We start from the raw sequence: 17,490 nt of genomic DNA on the forward strand, positions 1-17,490 counted from the left end.
CAGCAATTATCTCTCATCTCAGATTGCTATCGCATCACTATGGTAAAATATTGCGCAGATGATTCTCGTAATTCGGTAAGACATCACATTAATCACATGTTGAAGGTGTGGATGCCTGCTCTGGTTCTATGCAGCCTGATTCCGGCGATCGTTCACGCACAACCCCCCCAGGCAGAAATCGATGCTGCCATACAGCGCGGTGTGGCATTTTTGAAAAATACTCCTGATTATGGCCGCAGTGGTCTGAATGCATTTGTAGCTTACACACTCCTGAAAACAGGCGAGTCACCTGATTCACCCTATATTCAGAATTGCGTCAAGAATATATTGGCCGACCATAATCAGAAAAATGAAAAAGGGGAAATAATCTACCAGCCGGGGCGTGACTACAATTATTGCGCGGGAGTCCAGTTGATGGTTCTCGAAGCGATCGACCCGGAAAAATATCAGACAGAGATTCAGACCACTGTGGATTTCCTCATCAGGACGCAACACTCTACCGGCAGCTGGTATTATCCAGGTAACAATCCGCACAATGGTGATACCAGTATTACTCAATATGCCATTCTGGGACTCTGGGCTGCGGAACGTGCCGGAGTACAGTGTCCCACTGCAGTCTGGGATAAGGCAGCACGCTGGCATTTGACAACCCAGCTGCGAGATGGAGGATTTGGTTACCATCCGGCTTCACCTTCCGAAGCGACAGCCAAACACACCATGGGGGTCGCCGGCACGGGCAGCCTGTATGTAATCTCCCTGATGCTTTACCCCGAGGGAAAACCGCGCACGGCCGACAATCCCCAGACGGGGAGCATCAGAAAAAAACGATTTGGTTTTCTGGAGAAAGTCGAACTGGCAGAAAAGCCAGTTGGCAATGAAAAGAACCTGATTACCAAACCGAATATTCCATTAAGTGCAATCGAAAATGCGAAATCAAAAGGGGGAGACTGGGTCATTAGGAATTACAACATCCGTAACCCAACCGGTTGGCCCATTTATTACCTGTATGGACTGGAACGAATCGCTGCGCTGGCAGATGCTAAAAAACTGGGACCGCACGACTGGTATGCGGATGGAGCCCAACAGCTGCTCACGACCCAGCGCGATGACGGCAGCTGGTATGGAGTAGGGAACATTTCTCCTTCCACCTGCCTGGCGATTATTTTTCTTTCCAAGGCAACCGGAAAAACGTTACACCGAAAGTATCAACCTGAACCGGTCGGATCCGGACTGCTGGCAGGAGGCAGAGGTCTGCCCAAAAACCTTGCAGAAGTTCAGATGCGAAACGGCAAAGTGGAAAGTAAATCACTGTCCGGCGATCTCACTGAGCTGCTGGCACAACTCGAAGATCCTGCGAATGCTGATCTGGAAGCCACCCAGGAATCACTGATCGAAACCATCACCCTGGGTGATCGCGAGAAACTGATCCAGCAGAAAGAACGCGTGTTGAAACTGATCGATGCCCGCTCACCCGATGTCCGCAGAACCGCGATCTGGGCGCTGGCGCGTACCAATGATTTTACTGTGGCACCGCGGCTGATTGATGCGTTGAAAGATCCCGATTTAGGCGTACGCATTGAAGCGCGAAATGGTCTCTGTACTCTCAGCCGAAAAATCAGAGGGCTGGGAATGCCCGAAGATCCACTGGCAGACACTCTGGAAAGCCTGGATGAAAAAGAACGGATTCAGATTGTCAATCAGTGGTCAGATGAAACAGCAAAACGCTGGCAGAAATGGTATAACAGCATCAAACCCTTTGAAGAAAAATTCAACCTCTACGAAGTGCTCAACCAGCTCCCCGCGTCGAAATAACCTCAATCAATTCGTCTCCTAGAGATTCGCTACATACAATGGCACAGGCACCACCACAAGAAGATCATCGCAAGTCGCCGGTCATGCGGGTTACCCAGTATGACCAGGTGAGTTCGTCGCTGATCGCAATTGTGCTGGCTTTGGTGATCGCTGTCCTCTGGCTCTCCATTGTCTGGTTCACCAATCGCCTGCCTCAGACCGAAAACGAAGTGGCTTTAGAGATGATTGACCTGTCGGGTGGAGCCGAAGATGGCTCGCCCGATGAGGAACTGCTGGTTGAATCGCCTGAAGATCCGGTTGATGATCCGTCCCAGGTTGATACCCCCAGCGAAGAAAACCAGGTAGAAGAGATGCTGGACAGCGTAGTTGAGCTGTCAGACAAAGCCACTCAGCAGGTACAACAGCAGATGCAAACCGATCTGACCAACTCGGGTAAAGTCGGGAGTGCTGCCGGCACAGGCAAACGGGCGCTGGGCTTTGGACCAGGCAAAAAAGGGCTGCCGCGCGAGCAGCGGTGGTTTATTAAATTCTCCGATCGTGGCTCTCTGATTGATTACGCCCGGCAACTGGATTATTTCAAAATCGAACTGGGGGCCCTGCTCCGCAGCGGCAAAATGGTCTATCTCTCCAATCTGTCATCAGATAAACCCGTGACGCGTACTGCGTCTTCCGGAACCGACGAAAAACGACTCTACATGACCTGGCAGGGAGGCGAGCGCAGAACCAGCGATATCAGTCTCTTTAAAAAAGCCGGGCACGATGTGACCGGGGCCATCCTGTTTCACTTCTATCCCAAAGAGACAGAAAACCAGTTACTGACGCAGGAAAAAAAGTATCGCAATAAGAACTTTGATGAAATCCGCAGAACCTATTTTACAGTTCGCGGAAATCGTTCCGGATACACCTTTGATGTGACTCGACAAACTTATTTCCATTAAATGAGATAATCAGCAGGCAACTATGAACTACTCCCTTGCTCCGATATTAAATGCCGCCGGAATTGCCATCTACGTATCACTGGGTTTGACGGCTCTGTACGGTGTTTTCTGTGTGATTCTGCTGGTCAGGCAAATCTCACAAAAACGCTTTATGACACAAAATGCAGCGAATGAATTTCTCGATCAGATTCACGAAGACATCGAGAATAAAGATTATGAATCGGTAATCAACCTCTGCGATTCCCCCCCCTACTGGAGTAAGGCGGTCCCCCAGTTGATTCTGGTAGCCATGGCGAACCTGGAACGTCCTGCGAAAAAACTCAGACAGATGCTCGCTGAAAAGTTTGAACGGGATATTCTGGCTGACCTCGAATATCGCATGTCCTGGATCAGTACGATTGTGAAAAGCGCCCCGATGCTCGGGCTGCTGGGAACCGTCATCGGGATGATCAACGCGTTTGACAAAATCGGCAACATGCAGGAATCAGGTGGCGATCCCAGCCAGCTGGCGGGGGAAATCAGTTTTGCCCTATTCACCACAGCCGCTGGTCTGGCAGTGGCGATTCCGCTGGTCATGGCAGGGGCATTAATCCATGTGAGAATCGGCAAACTTCAGGATTCGGTCCAGGAGCATACGGGCGAATTTCTCGAGATCCTGGAAGACTCTCGTAAGTCGTGATTCACTAAGGTATACAGAACATGGCGCGTAAGAAATCATTATTTAACGGCGATTCCGATGGCTGGAAGAAGCGTCCGGCTGCCGGAGCGGGTAACGACCTCGACATCACGCCGATGATCGATGTCACATTCCTGCTGTTGATTTTTTTCATGGTCACTTCAACCATGCAGGCCACCCAGGATTCTGATGTCCCCGTTGCCCGCCACGGTGTCGGCGTCGATACGCGGGGTTCCACCATTGTCCTGGTTCACAATGATGGAAACGGACTCAACGGTCAAAGTGTCATCGAGTTGAAAGAAGCTGGCGGCGCAACCGAAGTCTCGCTGGATGAACTGACGGCTCGCGTTCGCGAACGTGTGCAGAACGGGGTCATGGATGTCATTATCAAAGCGGATCGTGGTGTTCCGCATGGATTTGTACAGGAGGTCACACGCGCCGTGACCGAAGTGGATGGCGTGAAATTTTATATTGGAATTGAAGAGAAGAAAAACAACTGATTTTTCAGCGGGAAAGAACGTAATACAGATGAGAACACTCCTACAGGTACTCAAATACTGAATCTCATATGCCAATCAAGTTTTATTGTAAAAAGTGTGGTCAAAGGCTGAGCATTACCAGCAAAAGAGCGGGTAAGGCTGTCGCCTGTCCTGCGTGCCGAAGCCGGATCACCATACCATTTGAGAGCGAGGACAAGCGCACTGATCCGCCGACAACGGCTCCCGCTGCGGAAGAACCACCAGTCCCCCCTCGCAAAAAACATCCAGAGACTGTCCCCACTCCTGCCGCAGACACTCCTCTGGATGAAGAACAGGACCAGCTACTACACGACCTGGACGACCTGGGGCCGATCGGCGAAAGCTGGGACGAACTGCTCGCCGGTGACTGGGAACAGGAACCAGAATCGTTCCCGCAGCCTGAGCCCGTCGTTTCTGACGAGTTGAAAGAACCTGAACCTCCTGTGGAAGAGGAGTCGCCTCAACTTGAATCTTCTCCCGTAGAGTTTTTTGAAGAAGAAGTGGAGCAGGTAGAGGAAGTCGATGATACTTTCGCTGCCGAGCCGGAGACTGAACCAGTCGCGGAGAGTGAACCAGCGGTATCTCCGGAAGTGATGGATCCGAAAATCCCACTCGAATCAGTGCCCGAAGCTGTCTCCAGTGAAATCGTACGTGAGCCTGAAGAATCAGCTGTTTCTCCCATTGCATCAACAGAGACAGCCCCAGAGACTGCGACGGCTGTTAAAAAGTATTTTCCCCCCGAAGAAGACGATGAGGACGACGACGATGGTTTCTCAATCCGTTCTGCCGATTCCGAATTTGAAGAGATGGATCTGACGCCGATGGTCGATGTCACGTTTCTGCTGTTGATCTTTTTTATGATCACCGCTTCGTTCAGTCTGCAGAAAAGCATTCAGGTGCCACCACCCAATCCGGACGAGGATGGCGTCTCCCAATCCCTGCAGACACTGGATGACTTCCGGGAAGAATCCATCATCGTCGAGATCGACAATAATAACGGTATTTATGTAGACGACACCAAACTCTCCAATCCTGCTGAAATTGTCCAGGCGATTCTGGACCGGCGCGACGCGGACGGAAAACCAAAATCAGAACTGGTACTCAGTGCGCATAAAGCAGCGCGACATGAAACGGTGGTCGCGGTTGTGGATGCAGCGAATGAAGTCGGGATGCAAAAAATCCGGCTCGCCTCTTACAAGGGGCCTGAAGACTGATCCGTATCAGTCAGAACACTCCTGCAATGCACGCCTATGACCTTCAAAAAAGATAAGTATCTGAAATGGCAAGTTTAGAAATTTCATTCCTGTCTGGAAAACATCAGATCATCGAGCTGTCAAAACAACAGCCCGTTTCGATCGGCAGCCATGCTTCCAATGATTTACAGATAGATAATGAGAATGTTGCTTCGATGCAGTGCCGGATCAGCTGGAACAAAAAAGGCTTTGAAGTTCTCGCTGCGACCAGTGACGGTATCGAAATCAACGGAACCATGTCCGGGCGGTCCCTGTTAAAGGATGGGGATCTGATTCGGATTGGAGAGGCGGACATTCTGTTTGTTGATGAAGTCGACCTGCTTGATCTGAGTGAACCGCTGCCGGATGCTGCAGAAGATGCGGAAAGCTCCATGTATGACCTCAAACCGGTCAGCCAGGATGAACTGGAACTGGTTTTACAGAACCCCCTCAAACCCAAAGAAGAAACGGCACCCCCGGAAAAGAAACCCCCTAAACAGAAGAAATCCTCAAAAAAGAAATCTGCCAGACAGAAAGAGACTCTCCAGGACGATGATGAAGAAATCCTGGATGTCGACGACCTGGACCTGGTTTCCGCTGCGGAAATGCTGACTTATGAAGAACCTGATTCCACTGGCGGTACACCTGCCGGAACGTTTCTCGCTCGCTCCAGTGAACATGCCTCTGATGAGGAAGAGACAGCTAACGATGATCGTTCGAAAGCACAAAGTCCCCTTTCTCTGAAAGACCGTGTCCGTCGACGTTCTTCCCGTAACGCAGTAAGACCGGGCGAACGCCAGGTGGTCCGCTCCCCGTTTGTGCTTTCACTGGCAGGTGGTAGCATTCTACTGGTATTAATCGCCTTAACGTTCTGGTTTATCATTGGACGGGATACCGCAAAGCGTCATTTCGATGCAGCAGTCCAGGAGATGGAAGCTGGTAAATATTCTCAGGCCATTCAACTGTTTGAACATTTCCTGGAAAATTATAACAAGAGTGACTACGCCGACGAAGCACGGATCATGCTCAGTGAATCACTGGTGGAAAAAGAAATCTCCGGCTCGACACCTGCCTGGAGCAGGGGGCTGGAAGCGACGAATCAGTTCATAAAAAAACACCGTGATGATTCTGACTTCAAAGTACTGTATCCGACGCTGGTCGACTACGGTCAGCGCATCGCGCTCGGAGCCGTCGAAACAGCCAGCCGCACAAAAGAACGCGATCTGTTAGTCGTATCCAGTAATGCAGAAAAGATCCTCACGCGTTACAGCCCTCCCGATGCTCCCCCAGCAGACGCCTTAGCCAGAATCAAAGCAGGCTATGAAAAAGCGGAGGCGGAAATTCTGCGTAAAGAAGTTTTTGATGTCGCCGTCAATCAAATAGAAGAATCCATTAAGCAGAAAAAAACACTGCAAGCTCTGGAACAGAGGCGCCACCTGCTCGATCGTTACCCCTACTATAAAGATGATCGTAAAATGGCAACGGTATTAACAAAAATACTGGATCTGGAAAAATCGCTGGTGCAGACCAGTAATGCAGCAGTCCCGGCAGTGACGGAAGACTATCCGGAACCGTTTCCCCAGGCAGTGACGCTCACGCTGCATACGCGATCCCGGTCGAATGAAGTTTCCGATGGTCGGAATGTATTTGCGACTGCCAACGGCAGCTGCTTCGGTATCGATTCCATTACGGGAAACCCCATCTGGCGTCGACCGACGGGACTGGATGCACCGTTTGCTCCCTTGACGGTCGCCGGCAGTGAACCTTCTCTACTGCTGTACGATACGCGTCAGCACGAACTGTTGTGTGTCACCCAGAAAAGCGGAAAACTGGTCTGGCGACAGCCCATGCCCTCCCGCCCGACCGGGAAACCACTGGTGTACCAGGGACAGATAGTCATTTCCTGCAGTGGAGGTGAGTTGCTCAATCTGGATCTGTTAAAAGGGGATATCGTATCTCAACTTAAATTTGCCCAGCCTCTCGTTGGCGCTCCGGGGCTGGTCTATGGCGAACAGGCTGTTGCTGTTGCCGGTTTTGAAGCGGTGATCTACCTGGTAAGCCTGCGTCCCTTTGAATGTCAGAAAGTGGCTTCTCTCGGACATCGCCCGGGTACGATCGGTATTCCCATTCTCTCGATGGGCAAACTGCTGCTGGTTTGTGAGAACGATCGTGCCGACTCTGCCTTACTGCATGTCCTGGATGGAAACGGACAAAATGCAACACTCAACGGACTGGAACAGGTCCGGATCAAAGGTCAGGTCCACAGCGTCCCTGTCCTTCGCGGCAAACAGATGTTCTTTCCGACCGTTCCGGAACGCATTACTGCTTTTACTGTCACAGACGAAGAGGGCAAACGCAAGCTGAGCGAAATCGCATCAGCTCAGTTACAGGATCCCCTTTCCTGCCAGATCTACCTTTCTGCAGGCTCTGGTGGTCAACTCTGGATGTGCAGTTCTGCATTACGTAAATTCACGCTCCAGAACACGGGCATCACACTGGACAAGAAAAAAATCGCGGACGGCCTGGCTTCACAGCCGATGCAGTTGATCGGAAACAATCTCTACCTGGCCCGCCGCCTGCTCTCATCCAATTCCGTCATCTTTAGCATCGCCAATCGCGATGAAATGTCGAGTACCTGGAAGTCCATTCTGGGAACCGACATCGTCGCAACCTATCCCTACGGTGCAGGCGATCAACAGGGGCTGGTCTGCATCACTTCGGATGGTGATATTTTCCGCCTGCGTGAGAACGATTTTGAATCAACACAATCACCGTTCAAAGAAAAGCCCAGTACGCAACTCAAGCTCCCCGATTCGCTGGAAGGACCGCTGCAATCAAGCCGTCTGTCGAATGGGAAAACAGCAGTTTACTGCGGTGCACCACAGCCGACTCTCTGGATCCTCAACCAGTTCGGACAACTGGAAGAGACAATTGATTTAAAGTCACCCCTCGATGCGCCCCCCGTGCTGATCGGCGATGGGATTGCATTGCCATTTCGAAAAAGTATCGCAGTCTACCGCAAAGGTCGTGGACTGGATTCCGTGCTGGAGCATGTGCTGCCGGACGATGTCGATGCCAGCGTGAGCTGGAAACAGCTGATCCCGTCTGACAAAGATCAATGCATTGCCATCACATCGTCCGGCCAGATCATCTCACTGCAATATCGTACCAGCCCGGTTCGCCACCTGGCGGTCCTTTCCGTCATTGACAAGAAGCAACCGATCGATTTCAAGGCAGGCATCGGAAAAGACACGCTGGCGGTATCTGATGCGTCAGGCTTATTGCAGTTGCTGGACCTGAAGTCGCTGCAACCAAAGGCCAAACTGCAGCTGGCCAGCCCGGCAACCAGCGATCTCCGGTTAATTGATCCATTTCTGTTTGTACAAACAAAACAGAAATTAAGCTGCTTTAATATCAACCAGGGACTCGAGAAAATATGGAATCTGGATTTACCAGACGCCTCTCTGGCCGGTCCCCCTGCGATCATTAAGAACCAGCTCCTGCTTTCTCTGCAGAATGGAAAAGTACAATCTGTCGATTTACAGACCGGAAAAGTTTCAGCCGAACTCGTCGCGCCTCTCCCGGCCAGCGGTTCGGTAGTCAATCTTGAGAATTTTCTGCTGGTACCAACTATGGATGGCAGCCTCTATCGAATTGACCAGGCACTGCAGCAGAAAGGTCAGGCGTCGCTATGAGGACATATCGAAATCTTTTTCTGACATTGCTTGTTCTGTTCGGACATTCGTTCATCGTGGACCGCCCGTTTGCCATCGCTCAAAATGAGAAAAAAGCAGACACGAAACCGGGCTCCGCCACGCAAGAAACGAAGAACGAAGACTCAGACAGTAACGAAGTGGAAATTCTTCCCAAGCTGGAAGAGATGCAGATCCCAACTGTAGAAGAACTGCTGAAGAAACCACCGGTTGACTGGGTAGTGCTCGAAAATGATTCCGTGCTGGTCGTCGAACCGATCTATCCCCGACCTGATACATTGGGAAAGCTCGATCTTGCCCTTAAAGAAAGCTACAACTGGCCGAAACCCAAAAGCAAAGAGGAAATTGACGAACAGCGCAAAATGCGGGCGGACATGAATTTTATTCAGATCACCCTCGTCGATGATAAAGAAAACCCGGAATATCAGATTCAAAGAAAAAGCGTAAAAGAAGTCATTCATCATGAAGACCAGATCATCAAAAGAATCGATCTGTTATTTCAGGAGAAAGACCTGAAAACCGCTTTTGAACTTCTGCTGGTGCTCGACCGGAAGCATCGAGACTGGCCTGGTTTTGATCAGCGGCAGAATCAGCTGTTGTTGCTGGAAGCGCAGGATAAACAACAATCGAAACAATATCTCAATGCCCTGGCTTATGTCCAGGATCTCCACAGTCGCGCCCCCAAATATCCCGGCTTGAGTAAACTCGCTGGTGAAATCATTGATGTGATGATCTCACAGGCGGTCCAGGAAAAAGCATATCGCAAGGCGCATTACTATCTGAAACGTCTCGAATTAATGTTCCCGCAACAGGAAACTGTGACCAAATGGAAAACCGCCTTCCTCAATGAGTCGAATTCAATACTGAAAGCGGCGGAACAGGCCGCCAGTCAGCAGCAGTATCCACAGGCGATACACGCCGTGTCTACCGCAGTGGTCATCTGGCCCGCCAATCCAAAGCTTCGCGAATCACTGTTGAGATACCAGAAGCGTTATCCGGTAATCAATGTGGGCGTGCTGGAAACCGCACTGGAAGAAACACCTTATTTTCTCGAGCGTGAATCGACCCGCCGCCATCGCACGTTAACTCAAATCCCGCTATTTGAGGTAACCAGAGTCAACCAGACTCCTCATTACCAAAGCCGTTTTCTGGAACAGTGGGAACCGACCGACCTCGGACGGCGTGCTGACTTTATCTTGCGACAGTCCTATTCTCCCTGGGAGTCGCACCCCCCTTTAATTGCTGCTGATATCACGACGTACCTGAGAGAGAAAATCACTCCCGGTACTGCGAAATACGACGAACGATTTGACAGTTATGTCCGTTCGGTCTCATCGACGGGCCCCTTCACATTCCGGGTTTATTTTGATCGTGTCCCCCTGCGTACGGAATGGCTGCTCTCCGACCCCGTGGATTCCCCCCCGATCTGGCAGAATATCTCTACCGCATCGGAGTCTGAAACATCACCGGCCGGGGATGAAATCCTCGCCTCCAGTCGCTTTATAGTCGATCACCAGCACGAAGGGATTGTCAGTTACAGGCGAGCCGTACCCGAACCAGCTGACCAGCGGGAATACAGTGTTGCCCAGATCAATGAGGTCCCCTATCCCAGTTTCGAAAAATCGTTCCAGGGTTTGCTGCTGGGAGAAGTCTCGGCGCTCGCTTTTCTGCCGGCCAGGCTGGTTTCCTATTTTCAGGATAGCCAGGAGTTCAATGTCGTACAGAGTGCGATTCCCCTCACCCACGTTCTGCAGTTTAACCCCGAGAGCAAACCGATGGAGATCGTTGAGCTGCGACGGGCACTGGCATACGCCATCGACCGGCAAAAGATTTTATCTGAAACCCTGCTCCAGGGATCTCGACTGCTGAACGGTCGCCTGATTACCGCGCCGTACTTCACCGGACTGCAGGTTTATAACCAGCAGGTTCCTCAACGCGAATACCGTTTCCCACTCGCGGTCGCACTGGCCGTGGCTTCACAAAAAAAACTGGGGGGAAAGTTTCCAACGCTGCGCATGCTGTGTGATCCCAATCCAGAAGCACAGGCAGCAGCCCAGGAAATGATCAAAGCCTGGTCCCAGATCGGACTGAAGGTCGTATTGATACCGAATACTGCTGAAGCCGGAAAAGAAAATCTGCAATGGGATATCGTCTACCGTACGGTCGCCATGACAGAACCCGTGATGGAGCTCTGGCCTTTTCTGACGGTGGGCAAAGGCGCACAAATCGAATCACTGGAAATCCTCCCGGACTGGATGCGACTCTCGCTCATTGAACTTGATGAAGCCACAGACTGGGAATCGGCAACGGCACTCATTAAAAAACTGCAGCAGCAGCTCTACTCGATGGCACATATTATTCCGCTCTGGGAGATCGACCAGTTTCATGTCTTTCGTAAGAACATCAAAGGTTATGCCGATCGTCCCCTGAATTTTTATGACAACATAGAGCAATGGATACCGGAACCCTTCTACCCCGATGTGGAATCGTTTACTCAGAAATAGATCGTGTCACTTTTGGCTTCCTCAGTTGAATCTTTGGGAAAATAATGGCCCCGTTTACAGGTTTGAAATTATATTGCGGTATTCTCATACTCGGGATCCTTTTCGTTCCCGAAACGAAAACGCTATATGCACAGGCAGCGGCAGCTGAGACAAGCGTGGATACGAACACGCATATCAGTCTGAATCCGTACCGTACCCGCATCGAAATCGCCTGCGATCCGGAATCCAGACTCGACGAGTTTGAACGTCAGCAGTTGCATCAAAAGTTATCTCAGATCATCGAACGTTCCGTGGGAGAAAAATGGCAGCTGAATGAATCCGGTGTTCCTCTGCAGGATGTAAATACAGGTATCTTCGAAAATCGCTGGTTACCACTTTGCACTTCTATCGGGTTGTCACGATTGCAGCCGGAACAGATCCTCGCACGCTACCCGTCTCAACCATTTGAGAAACTCTTTCTGATTACCATTGAGCCGGCAGGTATTGGCTATCGTGTTTCAGGCAGAGAGTTTGACTATTATTCGCAGCGTCTCAGCCCGCTGTCTGAGAAAATCACTTATGAAAAACTGTTCCTGGCGGAAACCACGTTTGATTTACTGCGTGATCTGTTTTCCTCTGTCGTGAGCATTGAAACGGTTGAGGGAGAACTGGTGACCGTCAGCGAGCAGGCCAGCCAGTTCCCCACCCCCGATCCCGAAGTTGCCACTGTGAAAAACAACTCCTTCTTTCTACCATTTTTTCGCTATCTGAATCGTGACAGGGAAGTCAAAAACATCCAGATTGTCCCCTGGACCTATCTCCAGATTGAAAAAGTGGATCGCAAACATGCGACCTGCTCTGTTACATCCGGATTGCGAGGAATTCTGGCCGGCAGTCGGCGGCGGGTTGAAACACTGGCCTTGCATGTCCAGCCCCGTTTCCAGGCAACAGAATTGTCACTCATTCCGCGGGGGACTTCGACCCAAACTTACGCCGGTATGAAAGTCCAGCTCTCACCCCTCAACCCGCAGGAGGTTCGTCAGCTGCAGATTGCGGCAAAAAAAGAGAGCGAGGAGACCAGAAAACCGCTGAAAGAACCCGATTATGTGACCGCTGAATTCCTGACCAATCGCAGCGGTTCAATTGCGATCGACGCAGATCCGGAACAGCCGCTGATCTGGCTGTATATTCGCAGCGGTAAAGCACTGGTTGCGAACGTCCCCTATCTGCCTGGCATTGATTCACAGATCTCGCTCCAGATTCCCGATGACCGAATTCGACTTGGTGTAGAGGGTGAACTGGCAGTGCTCAATGGAGAACTGATCGAAGCGGTGGCCGAACTTTCCATGAAAATGTCACGCATTCGCAGATGGGCTAAAAGCGAGGACTGGGATAAAGTCAATACAGGTATCCGGCAACTGGAGAGTGAACTTTCTCCACGAAAGAATTTTCTGGATAAACTGAACGCCATTCGGATCTCTGCAGTGGAAGCAGCGCAGGCGCAAAATAATAGAACCGCACAGGCCAGAATTGCCAGCCTCTGTCGCGAAACCGGTGACCGGATCGACCGTTTTCTAAGTCCCACCGGCATCATAGATCTAAAAACCGAAATCCAGGATTTAAAGCAACTGTCAGGTAATAACAGAAATCGCTGAAACCGCAGACTGAAAAACAAACACCATGTGGACGCTCTCTTCGATCGCAGTCTATCCCGTGAAATCTCTTGATCCGGTCTACGTTGAGCAGGCCGACCTCCTCCCCGACGGTGCACTGGCAGGCGATCGCCAGTTTGCGCTGTTCGATGAGTCCGGCAAACTGATCAACGGAAAACAGTACCCGACGATTCATCAGATCCGTGCAGTGTTTGATCTCGCAGAACAATCAGTTCTGCTTTCCGCCCCACAGCAGTCATCTGAACCCGTGCATTTTTCGCTTCAGGAGGACCGACGGAAACTGGAAACCTGGTTCAGCGATTATTTTCATTCCCAAATCCACATTCAGGAGAATCGTGAGACCGGCTTTCCGGATGACCTGGCAGCATCAGGACCAACCATTATCAGTACGCAAACGTACGGAGAACTGGCACAGTGGTTCCCGGAGATTTCAGTCGAAGAACTGCGGCTCCGTTTTCGCGCCAACCTGGAATTCACGGGCGACCTTCCCTTCTGTGAAGATCGTCTCTATTCAGCAGAAGCTCCCCCGGTGCAGTTTCAAGTCGGCCCTGTCATGTTCGAGGGCGCGAACCCCTGTAAACGCTGTGTGGTTCCTTCCCGTTCGCCCTGGTCGGGAGAGCCTGACCCGCAATTCATGAAAACGTTTATTCAGAAACGCCGGGAAACGTTTCCGACATGGGGAGATCTCAACCTGTTTGAAAACATGTACCGACTGGCTGTAAACACCAGGCTGCCTGCTTCACAAAAGACAGTTTCTTTACGGCTACATGTGGGAGATTCGCTGAAAATCCTGAATTGAGGCCTGAGTTATAATCCGAACAGACTCCCAAAAGTGAGAGATTACAAACGGCACAACTGCTACAACTGCTTCTCAAAGCGAATCGGTTACAGGAATACCCTGCTTTTTTACAAGATCGCAGCAGACACCCTGAAAACAGTACGCTAAGTTTCAGGTGTCGCTTTTTCTGAACATGATAATTTTTTCATACTCAGAGGAAGCTTTTAACGAAGATGTTCTCCCCACTATTCGCAGGGAATCGCGATGCTTGTCCTCAGCCGAAAAAAAGACGAAAAGATCATTATTGGAGATTCCATCACTTTAATGGTGATTGAAATCAAAAACGATAAAGTGCGACTTGGTATTGAAGCACCAAAAGATGTGACCGTACATCGGGAAGAAGTCTACGCCGCCATTAAAGAACAGAGCGAGCACGACAACACCAACTGCGAAACTCCGTAAGCAGTCGTTTTCCTGTCATGTCATCGGGCATTCGTATGCTGTTTTCAGCTGTCCTGTGCCTGGGCCCACATTTTATCGAAGACTTTTCGTTGCTCAGCTAACGCAGCCACTGTGTCTGTTTTGGGCAGTTTACCTTCTTCGAGCATCAGCCAACCCGTATAATTTGCGCCTGCCATCAACTCGAAAAACTCTTTGTGCGGGTAAGGGTTATGAATCAGATCGTGAATATGTGTCGTGGCACCTAAGCGATCTTTAACCATCGCAAAATTCGCAGCCAGCCCTGCTCCTTCCAGATCCTGCTTATTGCAGTTCCAGCAGATTGCCACATTCGGATGAACGGCCACATCCAGGATTTTGCGAATCGTCGGCAGATGGGCACACTTGCCGTGCACTTCCAGCCGAATCTGCTGTCCGAAGCCCTGACCATATTCGCCCAGTTCATTCAATGCTTTTCCGATCTGTTCGATCGTCACGCTTTCCGGAACACCAACATGGAAAGAATCGGGCTTCACCTTCACGCCCGTTCCCCCGACATCGTGGCTGAGTTTGATAAAGTCCTTCGTATCGGCAATTGCCTTCTTCAATACAATCGGATCGGGACTGTCATAGCGTTCATTGCTGCCAATTCCCACTAACGTCACCGGGCTGTCCGCAAACCGTTTCGCAACTTCCTTACGCTGATCTGCTGTCAAAGTGCGTTCCACACCATGGGCATGAGTCGTACGCAGTTCGACCCCCAGAACATTCGCTGTTTCACAGTTTTTCAACAGGGTCGGCAGATCCCAGTCCTTGGCCCATTGATAAGTGACCAGACCATACTGGGCCTGTTTCGCTGATTTCTTTTCTGCAAACACGGAACTCGACAAACCATAGCCTAACGCCAGAGTACTTCCGGCTGCAGCGGTTTTCAAAAAGTCACGACGTGAGTAAAATTCCATGAGTGCATTCTCCAGAGTATATTAATACGGTAGTTCCTGATCACTGAGAGAAGTCAGTTCCCTACCCGTCTCTTTGATCTTACCTATTATTACTGATTCACGAGAGAGATTACAAACAACTTTCTGATGATTTCTGATTCAACCACACAAGCAGAGGGAGCCGTCTGCTTTACAATAAAACTCATTCCTTTTATAAAACAGGTCAGGATCCGTACTGTCAGCGGGAAAACTGTTTCTTTCCCGCTTTTCAATAAAACGACTGTTGACTTTTTATCATTTGATTCCGAGTAAGACCATGAACGAAAAAACCGCACCCGAAAAATTTACCTTTCAGGCCGAAATCAAAAAACTTCTGGATTTGCTCTCACACTCGCTCTACCAGAACCGGGAAATCGCGATCCGGGAGCTCATTTCAAACGCCTCCGATGCGTTAGACAAATTCCGCTTCATCTCGCTGACCGATGAATCTGCCAAAGACGATCAGCCCTTGGAAATCCGTCTCGAGCCCGATTCCGAAAACCGCGTCCTCGCGATCACCGATAACGGCGTCGGCATGACGCACGATGAATTAATCGAAAACATCGGCACCATTGCCCACAGTGGTTCCCTGGACTTTCTGAGTAAAGCCGCCGGTGATCAGAAAGAAGAAGTCTCCCTGATCGGTAAGTTTGGCGTCGGCTTTTATTCTGCCTTCATGCTGGCCGACAAAGTTGAAGTTCTCACGCGCAGTTACCAGGATGAGACCGGTTATAAATGGGAATCGGATGGAACCGGGTCCTTCACCATCGAATCCCAGGCCGACCTGCAGCGCGGTACATCCATTCGCCTGCATCTGCGCAAAGACCTGGACGAGTATACCGACGATACGCGTTTGAAATTCATCCTGAAAAAATATTCCACCTTCGTCCCCTACCCGATCAAAATCGGCGAAGAACTTGTCAATGATCAGAAACCGATCTGGATCGAACCCAAAAATCAACTCACCCAGGAACAGTACGACGGGTTCTACCAGTACCTCGCCCACAACGGCGAAGATTCGGCCCGCTGGCATCTGCACCTCAGTAGCGATTCCCCGTTCCAGTTCCACTGCATCCTGTATTGCCCGCAGAACAACATGGAACTGATGGGCTTCGGACGCACCGAACATGGCATCAGCCTGTGTGCCAAACGCATCCTCGTTCAGAATGATAACCGCGACCTGCTCCCCGAATACCTGCGATTCCTGTACGGACTCGTCGATTCCGCGGATCTGCCGTTAAATATTTCGCGTGAATCGCTACAGGACAACACCGTTTTCCGCAAAATCAAAAAAGTGCTCACCAAGCGTGTACTCTCTCACCTGGCATCCATCGCCAAAGACGACGAAGAAAAATATCTGGAGTTCTATCGCCAGTTCGGCAGCGTCCTGCGGGAAGGCATTGGCACCGATTTTGAAAACCGCGACGCCCTCGCGAAGCTGCTGCGATTCCCGTCCTCCAAAGGGTCTTCCGAGAGCGAACTCTTTTCACTGGAAGCCTACCTGGAACGGGCCGGCGAAGACCAGAAGCAGATCTATTACCTGGGCGGAAACGATTTCAATACAATCGCCCGTAATCCCAACCTGGAAATCTTCCGCAAAAAAGGCATCGAAGTCTTCTACCTGGAAGACCCGATGGACGAAATCGTCCTGTCCAACCTGGCAAAGTTCTCCGACCATGACATCGTTTCCATCGATTCGTCCGACGTCAAACTGCCCGGAGAAGAAAAAGCAGACGATGACTCCGAAGAAAGCGCAGAGAAAAAGGAAGAAACCAAAGAACCTGCAACACCCGAGTTCGAAAAGGTCCTTTCCCTGTTCCAGGAAGAGCTCAAAGAGGATGTCGAGTCGGTCACGAAATCCGATCGTCTGACCGACAGCCCCTGTTGCCTGGTCATGCCGGAAGGTGCGATCAGTTCTCAGCTGCAAAAAGTGTTGAGCATGGGCAACAAAGATTTCCCGACAACCAAACGCATTCTGGAAATCAACCCCGACGCCGAACTGATCAAACGCCTCTGCACGCTTTCCTCCAACAACGATCAGCACGCCTTCATCAAACAATGCGGGCGACAGCTGTTCTGGAATGCGTCCCTGATGACGGGCATCGCAACCAGTCCAGAGCAGATCACGGAGAACATTCAGAGTATGATGGAAGAACTCGCGCAGAAACGCTCCCCCATTATTACTTAGGGAACGCGAACTGTCTCGTATTGAGTGTGTTTCTCAGGAATACGATCACACCGAGATCAGA

The 17,490-nt window shown here is 50.7% G+C and carries 12 protein-coding genes; 11 read left to right on the top strand and 1 reads right to left on the bottom strand.

The genetic code is table 11. The features are described 5' to 3' along the window. Nucleotides 1-111 precede the first annotated feature (111 nt). The 10 genes from GmarT_RS16355 to csrA all read left to right on the top strand — a co-directional run bounded on the left by GmarT_RS16355 (nucleotide 112) and on the right by csrA (nucleotide 14,285). Nucleotides 112-1,812 carry a HEAT repeat domain-containing protein gene (locus GmarT_RS16355; RefSeq protein WP_044238809.1) on the top strand — a complete coding sequence of 567 codons (1,701 nt, stop codon included), beginning with the start codon at nucleotides 112-114 and terminating at the stop codon, nucleotides 1,810-1,812. A gap of 38 nt (nucleotides 1,813-1,850) precedes the next feature. Further along, nucleotides 1,851-2,750, top strand: coding sequence for a hypothetical protein (locus GmarT_RS16360; RefSeq protein WP_002647488.1), 900 nt, complete (start codon nucleotides 1,851-1,853; stop codon nucleotides 2,748-2,750). A gap of 22 nt (nucleotides 2,751-2,772) precedes the next feature. Beyond that, nucleotides 2,773-3,429: a MotA/TolQ/ExbB proton channel family protein gene (locus GmarT_RS16365; protein WP_002647487.1), complete on the top strand. Its 657-nt coding sequence runs from the start codon at nucleotides 2,773-2,775 to the stop codon at nucleotides 3,427-3,429. A 20-nt stretch (nucleotides 3,430-3,449) separates the two neighbouring features. Next, the gene (locus GmarT_RS16370) at nucleotides 3,450-3,926 is read left to right on the top strand and encodes an ExbD/TolR family protein (protein WP_002647486.1); all 477 of its coding nucleotides are present in this window, start codon (nucleotides 3,450-3,452) and stop codon (nucleotides 3,924-3,926) included. A 68-nt stretch (nucleotides 3,927-3,994) separates the two neighbouring features. After that, nucleotides 3,995-5,158, top strand: coding sequence for a biopolymer transporter ExbD (locus GmarT_RS16375; protein WP_002647485.1), 1,164 nt, complete (start codon nucleotides 3,995-3,997; stop codon nucleotides 5,156-5,158). Between the two features lie 65 nt (nucleotides 5,159-5,223). Then, nucleotides 5,224-8,871 carry an outer membrane protein assembly factor BamB family protein gene (locus tag GmarT_RS16380; protein WP_002647484.1) on the top strand — a complete coding sequence of 1,216 codons (3,648 nt, stop codon included), beginning with the start codon at nucleotides 5,224-5,226 and terminating at the stop codon, nucleotides 8,869-8,871. Then, entirely contained in the window at nucleotides 8,868-11,393 is a 2,526-nt protein-coding gene (locus GmarT_RS16385) for an ABC transporter substrate-binding protein (protein WP_002647483.1), read from the top strand. Before GmarT_RS16380 ends, GmarT_RS16385 begins: the two co-directional genes overlap by 4 nt. Before the next feature lie 155 nt (nucleotides 11,394-11,548). Continuing rightward, nucleotides 11,549-13,027: a hypothetical protein gene (locus GmarT_RS16390; RefSeq protein WP_149302973.1), complete on the top strand. Its 1,479-nt coding sequence runs from the start codon at nucleotides 11,549-11,551 to the stop codon at nucleotides 13,025-13,027. A gap of 25 nt (nucleotides 13,028-13,052) precedes the next feature. Next, nucleotides 13,053-13,844, top strand: coding sequence for an MOSC domain-containing protein (locus GmarT_RS16395; protein ID WP_002647481.1), 792 nt, complete (start codon nucleotides 13,053-13,055; stop codon nucleotides 13,842-13,844). A gap of 243 nt (nucleotides 13,845-14,087) precedes the next feature. Further along, the gene (gene csrA / locus GmarT_RS16400) at nucleotides 14,088-14,285 is read left to right on the top strand and encodes a carbon storage regulator CsrA (RefSeq protein WP_002647480.1); all 198 of its coding nucleotides are present in this window, start codon (nucleotides 14,088-14,090) and stop codon (nucleotides 14,283-14,285) included. 44 nt (nucleotides 14,286-14,329) lie between these two features. On the opposite strand, the gene GmarT_RS16405 is transcribed toward csrA, so the two are convergent. Next, nucleotides 14,330-15,223 carry a TIM barrel protein gene (locus GmarT_RS16405; protein ID WP_002647479.1) on the bottom strand — a complete coding sequence of 298 codons (894 nt, stop codon included), beginning with the start codon at nucleotides 15,221-15,223 and terminating at the stop codon, nucleotides 14,330-14,332. A gap of 295 nt (nucleotides 15,224-15,518) precedes the next feature. Between GmarT_RS16405 and htpG the strand changes: the two genes are divergently transcribed. Next, nucleotides 15,519-17,429, top strand: a complete 1,911-nt coding sequence (htpG, locus tag GmarT_RS16410) for a molecular chaperone HtpG (protein ID WP_002647477.1) — start codon at nucleotides 15,519-15,521, stop codon at nucleotides 17,427-17,429. Nucleotides 17,430-17,490 lie beyond the last annotated feature (61 nt).

It is taken from the genome of Gimesia maris (genome assembly GCF_008298035.1).
GTDB classification, from domain to species: domain Bacteria; phylum Planctomycetota; class Planctomycetia; order Planctomycetales; family Planctomycetaceae; genus Gimesia; species Gimesia maris.

What these genes read in the sequence shown, in the direction of transcription:
- GmarT_RS16355 (WP_044238809.1), top strand. Translation starts at nt 112, where the DNA reads ATGCCTGCTCTGGTTCTATGCAGCCTGATTCCGGCGATCGTTCACGCA.
- GmarT_RS16360 (WP_002647488.1), top strand. Translation starts at nt 1,851, where the DNA reads ATGGCACAGGCACCACCACAAGAAGATCATCGCAAGTCGCCGGTCATG.
- GmarT_RS16365 (WP_002647487.1), top strand. Translation starts at nt 2,773, where the DNA reads ATGAACTACTCCCTTGCTCCGATATTAAATGCCGCCGGAATTGCCATC.
- GmarT_RS16370 (WP_002647486.1), top strand. Translation starts at nt 3,450, where the DNA reads ATGGCGCGTAAGAAATCATTATTTAACGGCGATTCCGATGGCTGGAAG.
- GmarT_RS16375 (WP_002647485.1), top strand. Translation starts at nt 3,995, where the DNA reads ATGCCAATCAAGTTTTATTGTAAAAAGTGTGGTCAAAGGCTGAGCATT.
- GmarT_RS16380 (WP_002647484.1), top strand. Translation starts at nt 5,224, where the DNA reads ATGGCAAGTTTAGAAATTTCATTCCTGTCTGGAAAACATCAGATCATC.
- GmarT_RS16385 (WP_002647483.1), top strand. Translation starts at nt 8,868, where the DNA reads ATGAGGACATATCGAAATCTTTTTCTGACATTGCTTGTTCTGTTCGGA.
- GmarT_RS16395 (WP_002647481.1), top strand. Translation starts at nt 13,053, where the DNA reads ATGTGGACGCTCTCTTCGATCGCAGTCTATCCCGTGAAATCTCTTGAT.
- csrA (WP_002647480.1), top strand. Translation starts at nt 14,088, where the DNA reads ATGCTTGTCCTCAGCCGAAAAAAAGACGAAAAGATCATTATTGGAGAT.
- GmarT_RS16405 (WP_002647479.1), bottom strand. Translation starts at nt 15,223, where the DNA reads ATGGAATTTTACTCACGTCGTGACTTTTTGAAAACCGCTGCAGCCGGA.
- htpG (WP_002647477.1), top strand. Translation starts at nt 15,519, where the DNA reads ATGAACGAAAAAACCGCACCCGAAAAATTTACCTTTCAGGCCGAAATC.